Source organism: Oleiphilus sp. HI0117 (assembly GCF_001635235.1).
Genome location: NZ_LWGA01001439.1, coordinates 1 through 10,874, shown reverse-complemented (window position 1 = coordinate 10,874; position 10,874 = coordinate 1). Strand labels below are relative to the sequence as shown.

Here is a 10,874-nt window from a genome sequence, read left to right as displayed (position 1 = left end):
ATGGTCCTGACGCTGGTGTAACGATTGCGGACGATAACAGTGGAACACTGACTTACGTTGCGATCAAATACTCTGGTTATGAAGTAGAAAAAGACAAAGAGCTTAACGGTCTTTCTCTTGGTTCTGTAGGTTCAGGTACAACTATCGAGAACATCGCAATCATTGGTTCTGCGGATGATGGTATCGAGCTTTGGGGCGGTACAGTTAGCGTCGACGGTTTGTATATCTACAACGCTGGTGACGATTCAATCGATACCGACCAAGGTTATATCGGTACACTTTCAAACGTTTATGCTGAGCAGAACATCGTTGATGACGAAACTGGTTCACGTGTAATTGAAGCAGATAGTCACAGCACCTCTACTGATGGTGACCCTAAAGCGCAACCTACTCTTGAAAACGCAATCTTGAAGTCAGTTGGTCGTGCAGTTCGCTTGCGCGAAGGTACAGACTACGTGTTCAACAATGTTCAAATTTTGGTTGAGTTTTCATCAGATGCTGACGTTGAAGCGATCCGTGTAAGTGACACTGGTGTTGATACTGATACTCGCGCAACGGTAACAGGTGCAGGTCTAGCGATTAAGAACAATGTAAACGCTAGTGCTGATCTGTTCACTGCAGGTTCTGAAGCTCGCTTCACTGTAGATGCTGGTAGCACGCTTTATACAGACGATGATACCTCTTTGACTATCACTGAGTACGATGCGAGCTGGGCTGAATAATCCCGCTTAAGTCTAAAAGTGTAAGGTCTTAGGAAGTTTAATGACAGGGATGTTAAGTCTAACTACAAGGAAGTAGTTGGACTTAAATAAATCAAAAGGCCCGCTGTGTAGTGGGCTTTTTATTTTGTAGGTATAAATTTAGCCACTCAGTTATTCGGCTCTTAAATAATGGAAGTATAGATTTGTTTCAAGTTGAATCCAAAAAGCGTTCAACCCTTATTAAAGAACGTTGTATTACAGCAACTCTCGCGATCTCAGCCGCAATTGCCATTGTTACAACTATTGGTATTTTGTTTTCTATCCTGTTCCAGGCGTTAGAGTTCTTTCAATTAAAAAGCCTTTGGTACTTTATTACAGGTACCGAGTGGCACATGAGCCATGGAGAAAGCTCCTTCGGTGCAGTACCGATTTTCGCCGGTACCTTCATGATCACAATTATTGCGTTAGCGGTATCGATACCCATTGGCTTGGGTAATGCGATTTATATGAGTGAATATGCCTCATCAGCTCAGCGAAAAATATTGAAGCCCTTGCTCGAAATTCTGGCGGGTATCCCGACTGTCGTTTATGGCTTCTTTGCTGCGTTGACAGTGGCTCCAGCCATCGTAGCAATAGCGGAACAGTTTGGTGTCGATGCTGCTTTTAACAGCGCACTAGCAAGCGGCTTGGTGATGGGCGTTATGATTATTCCGGTCATTTCATCCTTGAGTGATGACGTACTTCGTGCTGTACCAAGCAGTCAACGCAATGCCGCCTATGCGTTAGGTATGACGCAAAGCGAGACGATCAAAAATATAGTTTTACCCTCTGCGCTTCCGGGCATCATTTCAGCCTGTTTGCTTGGCTTTGCCAAGGCGATTGGTGAAACCATGATTGTGGTGATGGCTGCCGGTCTTAGACCAAATTTGTCGTGGAACCCTTTAGAAGATATGACCACCGTAACAGTGAGAATTGTTGACTCCCTTGTCGGGGATCACGCCTTTGACTCACCGCAAACGCTTTCGGCTTTTGCCTTAGGCTTGGTCTTATTTGTGATCACATTGATTCTCAATATGGTCTCGTTGTCCCAAATCCGTAAGTTTAAAGAAAAATACAAGATAAGCAGGCTATGACTTCAAAACAGAATTCTAATCCTTTTTACGACCCGACCTTAAGTAAACGGCATCGTGCCTCGCGATTTTTCAAACTTTTCGCAAAGAGCTCCGTCGTATTTACTCTGTCGTTTCTGATCTTCTTTATGGTCGATATTCTTAGTACTGCTGCGCCTGCTGTGAAGCAAGCTTATGTGCAAGTTGAAGTAGAGTTTTCAGAGCGAAATGCTAAGTCCACGCGCCGGGCCATTCCAAAAGATTTTCGCAAAATTGTAAGTAGGGCTTGGCTACGTACGTTAACAAAAGCCATGCGAGACCAGCCTGAATTGATGGGTACAAGCGAAACAATGTGGGCATTGGCTGATGACCAGGTTGACCAGTATTTAAAAGGTCATCACTATAACCTGAAAGAAAAGCAGCTTGCCCTAGTCGATAAGTTGAAAGAAGAAGGTAAGTTAGAGCTACGCTGGAATAGTGTTTTCTTCAGTAAGGGTGACTCTAAAATGCCAGAGAATGCCGGGATACTGTCTGCCATCGTAGGCTCGGTACTGACCTTGTTAGTAACAATGGCCTTTGCTTTCCCGATTGGTGTGATGACGGCAATTTACCTGGAAGAGTTTGCATCCGACAACCGCTTTACCCGTTTTGTTGAAGTTAATATAAACAACCTCGCGGCTATTCCTTCAATATTATTCGGCCTACTAGGCTTATCAGTATTTATTAATTTATTTGGTCTGCCAAGAAGCTCGCCATTAGTGGGCGGTATCACTTTAGCGCTAATGACATTACCAATTATTATTGTCAGTTCTCGTGCTGCACTCAGAAGTGTACCCGAGTCAATTCGCCATGCAGGTTATGGTTTGGGCCTTAACAAAATTCAAGTTGTCAAAGACCACGTTCTACCCATTGCGCTACCAGGCATCTTGACCGGTACGATAATTGGCATGGCGCAAGCCATGGGGGAAACCGCTCCATTAATCATTATTGGAATGATTGCATTCATCCCAGATTCACCTTCGTCGATCATGGAGGCTGCGACGGTACTGCCGGCCCAGATCTTTACGTGGGCGGGTATGCCTGAACGTGCATATGTAGAAAAAACAGCAGCGGGCATTGTTGTCATACTGTCGATATTAATCACACTGAACGCTGCAGCTATTTACCTAAGGAAGAAGTATGAAATCAAGTGGTAATAACATAAAGATCGTTGCTGAAGACTTAAACCTTCACTATGGTGATCACCATGCTTTACATGGTATCAACATGCAGGTGCCAGAGAATAATATTACGGCCTTGATCGGGCCATCCGGTTGCGGTAAATCGACATTTTTGCGCTGCCTAAACCGAATGAATGACCTGATCGACATTGTTGATATTGCCGGAAGGGTAGTCATTGATGGTAAGAATATCTATGACAAAGACGTAGACGAAGTTTCAGTAAGAAAGCGTGTAGGAATGGTATTTCAGCAGCCAAACCCTTTTCCAAAGTCTATCTACGAGAATGTTGCTTACGCACCAATTAAGCACAGCCAAGTCAAAAAGGGTAGTACCGAATGTGATGACTTAGTTGAGCGTTCTCTCATATCTGCAGGTCTGTGGAATGAAGTTAAAGACAAGCTGAATTCCCCTGGTACGAGTCTATCAGGTGGTCAACAACAAAGGCTTTGTATTGCCCGAACGATAGCGGTTAAGCCTGACGTTATACTAATGGACGAACCTACCTCAGCACTCGACCCGATCTCGACACAAAAAATCGAAGAGCTAATGCTTGAGCTAAAGAAAAGCTACACGATTGTAATCGTGACGCATAACATGCAACAAGCACATCGTACTGCCGACATGACAGCTCACTTCCACCTAGGGAAGCTAATGGAGTTTGACCAAACGACAAAGGTTTTCGAATCGCCAAGCAATCAGGTAACGCAGGATTATATCGGTGGGCGGTTTGGCTAACTGTTAGAAATAGCGCCGCATAAATGCAAAAAAGGCCAAGTAAAATATTTACTTGGCCTTTTTCGTTTAGCTTATTTAGCTAGAAAGCACTAGCCGCACTTGCTATCACCGCAGTTCAAGCAAGTCTGGCAACCATCCATAACGATCACCGACTTATTGTGGCACTTCTTACAAAGCGTCGCGTTAGCAGGGAATGGGTTATCTTCAGGTGGCTCTTCAGTGTTAACGTGAGTAGCGCTGCCTTCCTTTTCGAACTGGGCTTTCTTTTCAGCAAGAATCTGCTTTGTATGATCGCTCATTTCTTCAGACTTGATTAGACCGATAGTCTTCATGTGCTTCTCGACTACAGAGCTAATCTCGGCTACTAATGATGGCATATAGACGCCACCTTTCTTGTAGTAACCACCGTTCGGGTCATAAACTGAAGATAGCTCTTCGATCATGAAGGTGATGTCACCACCTTTACGGAAGACGGCAGAGATAACGCGAGTTAAAGCGATTACCCACTGATAGTGTTCCATCGACTTAGAATTAATGAAGACTTCATAAGGTCGTCTAATTTCGTGGTCAGTATCTTCATTAAGAATGATGTCGTTAATAGTAATATATAACGCATGCTCAGATACGGGTGGTTTAATTTTATAAGTTGAGCCGAGAAGATAGTCTGGTCGTTTAATCGACTCATTCATCTCTACTGGAACAACCTTTGGCGTGTTGTCTACAACAAGCGCTTTATCACCGGAGTTGTCTACTTGATAACCGACGATTTTCTTTTCAATTTTAATTGCCATAATTTTTTACCTATCAATCTGCTACATAGTGAAGGGTGCTTAGTGTATTGCTCACTATGTCTAGTATTTTCCGTAGGTACCTTCTTTCAATGCGTCGAATAAGTTCGCTGCTGAATGAATTTCACCGTCGTATTCTATTTCTTCGTTACCTTTCGCTTTTACTTTTGTACCATCTTCTAGCGTAAATTCGTAGATGGTGTTCTCAAGATCAGACTCTTTCACCAATACGCCCTGGAATGCTTCAGGGTTAAAGCGGAAAGTTGTGCATCCCTTCAAACCTTTCTCGTAAGCGTACATGTAGATATCCTTGAATTCCTCATATGGGAACTCTGTAGGAATATTTGCAGTCTTCGAGATTGACGAGTCAACCCACTGTTGAGCTGCCGCCTGAATGTCTACATGTTGCTTAGGCGTTACGTCATCTGCCGAGATAAAGTAATCAGGTAATTGTGTCTTCGGGTCAGTAGAAAACGGCATTGCATCAGCATTGACGAAATGACGGTAAGCTAGAAGCTCGTATGAGAATACGTCTACTTTTTCTTTCGTCTTCTTGCCTTCACGAATAATGTTTCGTGAATAGTGATGAGCAAAACTAGGCTCAATACCATTACTTGCGTTATTGGCAAGTGAAAGCGAAATAGTACCCGTAGGTGCGATAGAAGTGTGGTGAGTAAAACGAGCACCTTGTTCGGCTAATTTTTCGATTAGTTCCGGCTCATGCTCACCAACTTTCTGCATGTAACGGCTGTATTTTGCGTGAAGTACTTTACCTTTTACTTCATCGCCAACCTGGTAGCCTTCGGCTCTCATTTCAGGGCGTTTAAGAAGCATCTCCTCATCAACGATGAAGGTCTCTTCCATGATTGGCGCAGGGCCTTTTTCTTCTGAAAGCGCTAGGCCTTGTTTCCAGCCTTCAATAGACATCTCACGGTTTACCTTTTCAGTAAACTCGATTGACTCAGGTGAGCCATAAGCCATCTTAAGCATGGTGCAGGTAGAGCCAAGACCCAGAATTCCCATACCGTGACGGCGCTTGAAGTTAATTTCGTTACGCTGGCCAATTAGCGGAAGGCCGTTGATCTCGACAACGTTATCAAGCATGCGCGTAAAGATGCCCACAGCTTTTTTATACTTTTCGAAGTTAAAAAAGGCTTTGTCAGTAAATGGACGCTCAACAAATTTGGTCAGGTTCACCGAGCCTAGCAAGCAGCTGCCATAAGGTGGTAGAGGTTGCTCGCCGCATGGGTTGGTTGCGCGAATGTTTTCACAATACCAGTTGTTGTTCATCTCGTTAACTTTATCGATAAGGATAAAGCCTGGCTCAGCGAAGTCATAGGTAGACGTCATGATGCTGTCCCAGATGTACTTCGCTTTTACAGTGTTATAAATGCGACACGCTACCTGACCTTCATCATTAGTAATATAGCTTGTTTTAACTGGGAAGCTACGAAATACGAATTGGCTCTCATCACTTAGGTCAAGATTGTCTTCTTCAACTTCTTCAGCAGTAACAGGGAAGGATAGCTGCCAGTCAGCGTCATTCTGAACCGCTTTAATGAAGTCTTCGGTAATTAGTAATGAAAGATTGAACTGACGTAGTCGGCCGTCTTCACGTTTTGCACGTACGAAGTCCAGAACGTCAGGGTGGTGTACATCAAAGGTCGCCATTTGCGCACCACGACGCCCACCAGCAGATGAAACGGTGAAGCACATCTTGTCAAAGATATCCATGAAAGATAGAGGGCCTGAAGTGGTTGCACCTGCACCAGCAACGTAAGCACCTTTAGGGCGTAGCGTTGAAAACTCATAACCAATACCGCAACCAGCTTTAAGAGTTAGGCCTGCTTCATGGTTTTTGAGCAAGATATCATCCATTGAATCGAACACAGTACCCGAGACAGTACAGTTAATGGTTGATGTTGCCGGCTTATGCTCGCCTGCGCCGGCATTAGACATGATTCGGCCGGCTGGAATAACGCCGTTTTCTAGTGCCCACTTGAAGTCGTTGTAGACGGTTTCTCTTTTGCCCTCTTCTTCTACAGATGAAAGCGCTTTGGCAACACGCTCATAGGTAGCGTCAATGTTTTGATCGACGGCCTGACCAGTTTTAGTTTTTAGCTGGTACTTAGTGTGCCAGATATCTTGAGAAGCGTCTTGCATTGGTAATGGAGAGACAAGTGGTTCAACTTTGGCGTTCATGTATGACCTCTATCTGGAATATCATTTTTTCAGTTGTTATTAAGAGTAGGCTAAAACGGCTGAGTTAATGCTGATTAGCGCTTCTATATATAGTGTTAGTTTGGTACATCACTTTACCGCACACTGTTTCTAGCTTTAGTGGCATAAGCCGCTGACATCAAAGCTTGTTCAGTATGTAAAAACCCGAAAAAGGCTGGTCCATTGGGGGCTAATACTGTCCTTATTACATCAATATATAGGGGGCGTTTTGTTTTAGTATCCACTACATGTTGTTGTGTATGCGGGAAGTATAACACTATATTGTGGTGTGTGAAGTTTCTTTTCCGATTTTTTTATTGTGTAAATATCAAGGTGGTCGAGACTGGTTTGTCAATACTTTGGGGCGATAAAATATGAGGAAAAGGAAGGTGCTTGTATTTATGGGCTTTGCAGAATTAGTGCTTACTTATCTTTTTATGTTAGCACTAGATATAGTGTTTTGTTATAGGCATCTCAGTCCTAGATCTGTAAGCGGAATGTGTAGGTTTTGCTAATACTAGAGGCGAACTAAATGAAGGCGCTAAGATATAGCGCCTTAAATTCGGTTTGCTTTTTAATCGCCTTTTTGTTCAGACTGACATGCCTGTACGGCCGTTAGTGCAATGGTAAAGACGATATCTTCTATTAATGCGCCACGAGATAAGTCGTTAACAGGTTTGCGCAAACCTTGTAGCATTGGGCCGATACTGATTACATTGGCGCTACGTTGTACAGCTTTGTAGGTGGTGTTACCAGTATTTAGATCTGGGAAGATAAAAACGGTTGCTTGACCGGCCACCGGGCTGTTCGGTGCCTTTTTCTTGGCGACACTTTCAATCGCCGCCGCATCGTATTGGAGGGGGCCGTCAATTACGAGGTCTGGCCTTAAGTTCTTAGCGATCTCAGTAGCTTCACGAACTTTGTCGACGTCTGCGCCGGTGCCGCTTACACCTGTGCTATAGGAAATCATGGCGACTTTGGGGTCAATGCCAAATGCTTTGGCTGAGTCGGCACTTTGTATCGCAATATCGGCCAGCTGTTCGGCATTCGGGTCTGGGTTGATGGCGCAGTCACCATATACAAGTACTTGGTCGGGGAGGCACATGAAGAAAACTGAAGACACTACCTTGGCGCAATCGTTTGTTTTAATCAACTGAAGCGCGGGGCGCACAGTGTTGGCTGTTGTGTGAACAGCTCCTGATACAAGCCCGTCAACTTCATCTAGCGCCACCATCATCGTTGCGAGTACGACATTGTCTTCTAGCATTGCTCGCGCCATTTGGTGACTCACGCCTTTATGCTTTCTGATCTCTGTCATTGGGATGACATAGCGTTCACGTGCTTCGTCTGGGTCGACGATCTGAATATCACTGGAAAGCGTGACACCCTGAGCACTCGCGACTGCTTTAATTTCATCGGGATTGCCTATTAGTATGCACTGAGCTAACTCTCGCTCGTGGCAAGCGATAGCAGCGCATATAGTTCTTGGTTCATTGCCTTCAGGTAATACGATTGTCTTCGCTGCACTGCGTGCATTTTCAGATAACTGGTAGCGAAATGCCGGCGGAGAAAGGCGTGTTGCGCGTTCTTTATCGCAGTGTAGTTTGAGCCAATCTATATCCAGATGGTCGGCAACAGTCGTCATTACCTCATCCATTCTATTTAAATCATCTAGCGGAACTTTATTTTCAAGCTTGGATAATGCAACAGCGGTTTCAAAGGTGTCATGATGCGTACTAAGCAGTGGTAAACCGTTTTGAAGTGCAGGGCGGCAGAAATCGAGAATACTTTGGTCGGGCTGGTAGTTACCCGTTAACACGATACCCGCTAAAGGAAGGCCATTTTGTACAGCCATGCCAGCAGCAAGTAGCACGTCACTTCTGTCACCGGGCGTTACTAGTAGACAGCCAGGGGTTAGTGCGCTGACAAGGTTGCTGACACTACGAGCGCAAATGGCTATCCTCGTAACCCTTCGTGTACGCAAAAGCTCTTCGTTACCCGTTCCAGGTAAGACCTTCATTTGTAGCTCATTTGCGATATCAAAGACTCGCGGCGCCTGTAAAGCCGGTACAAGGGGTATCTGGCCTATAGAATGAAAACTTTCACTAAGCACTGTGGATGCTTCTATTAAGGTGCTGGTGCTGAGTAGTTGTTGGCAGTTTTCGACCTCTGTTGCTTCGGTGAGCGAAATCGCATCATCGTGCAGTTGTTTGGCGTTTTGTGCGCAGCCTACTTTATTCAAAATACAGCCAATGACACCGGCTTTAATTGAGGAGAATACGCTCAAGGATGTTTTTAGGTGGTCATCGAAGGTATCAACTGAACAATTGCTTGGCAAGGAGGTCATTGGCACAAGCAGAATGATTTCTGCGTCGAGACTGTTTGCCATTTCCTTATTGAGCACGCTGGTATGAGCTTCGTCTGTTGTTGGAACGATTCCTTCAATGATTATTACATCGTACAGCTTTTTTATCTTATGGAAGTTTTCGATTACTTCTTCCATAAGAAGGTCTTTGTCGCCGCGTGTAAGGTAATCTTGTGCTGTCTTCAGTGGAATAGGCTTTGGGCTGTCGATATGATTGATTGCATTAGCAAAGTGGACGGAGTGATCGGGGCGGCTTTGGGTAATTTGTGTAATCGGCTTAAAAAAACCAACTCTTACACCTATCTGGTCAAGCGCTCTGAGTAGGCCAAGGCTGACGGATGTTAAGCCGGCATTTTTAGCGGTTGGTGCAATAAAAAATGACTTAGACATATTAGACTTTCCTTAAATCTGTTCTCAAATATTCTAAGGGTTTGAGAGCATAATGGTTCGTTGCAATAGCTGGTAGAAGTGGCCGCATAGCATTTGTTATATTAGCGATAGAGTGTCTTCTACAATCATAGCTTCTTCGTCAGTTGGGATGACGAGTACCGGGATAGATTGGTCTTCATGAATAGAAAGCCCGTTGTAGCATTCGTTACGTGAAGAAGGCTGATTGTTTGCTGCATGGTTAATAGTAAAGCCGAAAATTGACAAGTGTTTGACAATTTTTTGCCTAACGACAGCTGAGTTCTCGCCAATTCCACCGGTGAACACCAGTGCATCTATTTGTTCTAGTGAGGCCATCATGCCGGCCAGGTGTTTGGCAGCTCTAAAGCAAAATACCTCCAAAGCAAGTTTGCATTGGGTATGACCTTCATCTGCCTTCTCACAAATTGTGCGCATATCGTTGCTCAGCTCAGATATACCGAGTAAACCGCTTTGCTTGTTTAGGAGTTCGGATATCTCCTCGGGCGAGTAATTCTGACTGATTAGAAAGTCAAAAATACCTGGGTCTATGTCGCCAGATCGGGTGCCCATTACAAGCCCTTCAAGTGGGGTCATGCCCATACTTGTATCAGCGCTTTTACCGTTTTTTATTGCCGCAACACTTGCGCCGTTACCCAGGTGAGCGGTAATAATGTTTAGCTCTGGCAATGACTTATTTATCGTTTCAGATGCACGCTTAGCAATATAGCGGTGACTGGTACCGTGAAAACCATAGCGGCGAACATTATGTTCAGAATAAAGCTTGTAGGGTAGTGCGTAAGTATAAGCTTTGGCTGGCATTGTTTGATGGAATGCCGTATCAAATACTGCAACTTGTGGGAGATTAGGGTGCAGCACTTGTAAGCTCTCGATACCCACTATATTGGCTGGATTATGCAATGGAGCAAGGGGGATGCAGGCTTTGATCTGCTCAAGTACTTGTTCGCTAATCACAACAGATTCGCTAAAGATATTACCGCCGTGAACAACTCTATGTCCGATGGCCTTGAGTTCTTCTTTGATTGGAAAGTGCCGAGCAAGTTTCTCTATTGCTGCTTGTAGGGCAAGCGCATGGCTGTTGCCAAGTTCCGAAGATAGGTTTAATAAGAGGGTTTCTTTCTCACCTGGGTGCTTAACAGTAAGTTTGCCTTCTGTCTGATTAAGCGACTCTGCCAAGCCTTCTGCGAGAAGGCTTGTTTCAGGGTGGGTTGAGTAGAGTGCAAACTTTAAAGATGAACTGCCACAATTGATAACAAGAATAAGGGAGTTAGCCATGCTAAATAAACGTTTCCTAAGTTTATTGGGGTGG

7 protein-coding genes and 1 pseudogene are annotated in these 10,874 nt (G+C 44.5%); 4 read left to right on the top strand and 4 right to left on the bottom strand.

The window, feature by feature from the left end; all coding sequences use genetic code 11:
• The 4 genes and pseudogenes from A3757_RS27360 to pstB form a co-directional block, all read left to right on the top strand.
• Window positions 1-722 (top strand): annotated as a pseudogene (locus A3757_RS27360) (hypothetical protein); the annotation flags it as partial.
• A gap of 182 nt (window positions 723-904) precedes the next feature.
• A complete protein-coding gene (gene pstC / locus A3757_RS24115; RefSeq protein ID WP_068512730.1) occupies window positions 905-1,834 on the top strand; it encodes a phosphate ABC transporter permease subunit PstC in 930 nt (309 codons plus the stop codon).
• Window positions 1,831-3,006 carry a phosphate ABC transporter permease PstA gene (gene pstA, locus A3757_RS24110; RefSeq protein WP_068553229.1) on the top strand — a complete coding sequence of 392 codons (1,176 nt, stop codon included), beginning with the start codon at window positions 1,831-1,833 and terminating at the stop codon, window positions 3,004-3,006. The genes pstC and pstA overlap by 4 nt, the downstream gene beginning before the upstream one ends.
• Window positions 2,990-3,766 carry a phosphate ABC transporter ATP-binding protein PstB gene (pstB, locus tag A3757_RS24105; RefSeq protein WP_068553231.1) on the top strand — a complete coding sequence of 259 codons (777 nt, stop codon included), beginning with the start codon at window positions 2,990-2,992 and terminating at the stop codon, window positions 3,764-3,766. The genes pstA and pstB overlap by 17 nt, the downstream gene beginning before the upstream one ends.
• Before the next feature lie 89 nt (window positions 3,767-3,855).
• Here pstB and A3757_RS24100 read toward each other — a convergent pair whose 3' ends face one another.
• The 4 genes from A3757_RS24100 to A3757_RS24085 form a co-directional block, all read right to left on the bottom strand.
• Complete coding sequence (locus A3757_RS24100; protein ID WP_068553233.1) at window positions 3,856-4,557, bottom strand: NrdJb; 702 nt, start codon at window positions 4,555-4,557, stop codon at window positions 3,856-3,858.
• A gap of 60 nt (window positions 4,558-4,617) precedes the next feature.
• Complete coding sequence (locus A3757_RS24095; RefSeq protein ID WP_068512703.1) at window positions 4,618-6,756, bottom strand: adenosylcobalamin-dependent ribonucleoside-diphosphate reductase; 2,139 nt, start codon at window positions 6,754-6,756, stop codon at window positions 4,618-4,620.
• A 592-nt stretch (window positions 6,757-7,348) separates the two neighbouring features.
• Window positions 7,349-9,529: a phosphate acetyltransferase gene (pta, locus tag A3757_RS24090; RefSeq protein WP_068553234.1), complete on the bottom strand. Its 2,181-nt coding sequence runs from the start codon at window positions 9,527-9,529 to the stop codon at window positions 7,349-7,351.
• A gap of 96 nt (window positions 9,530-9,625) precedes the next feature.
• Window positions 9,626-10,874, bottom strand: a 1,249-nt coding sequence (locus A3757_RS24085; protein ID WP_369819605.1) for an acetate/propionate family kinase, incomplete at its 5' end; no start/stop codon positions are given.

Bases quoted from the DNA above. Each gene is read 5' to 3' on its own strand.
- pta (WP_068553234.1), bottom strand. From the start codon at position 9,529: ATGTCTAAGTCATTTTTTATTGCACCAACCGCTAAAAATGCCGGCTTA.
- A3757_RS24095 (WP_068512703.1), bottom strand. From the start codon at position 6,756: ATGAACGCCAAAGTTGAACCACTTGTCTCTCCATTACCAATGCAAGAC.
- A3757_RS24100 (WP_068553233.1), bottom strand. From the start codon at position 4,557: ATGGCAATTAAAATTGAAAAGAAAATCGTCGGTTATCAAGTAGACAAC.
- pstB (WP_068553231.1), top strand. From the start codon at position 2,990: ATGAAATCAAGTGGTAATAACATAAAGATCGTTGCTGAAGACTTAAAC.
- pstA (WP_068553229.1), top strand. From the start codon at position 1,831: ATGACTTCAAAACAGAATTCTAATCCTTTTTACGACCCGACCTTAAGT.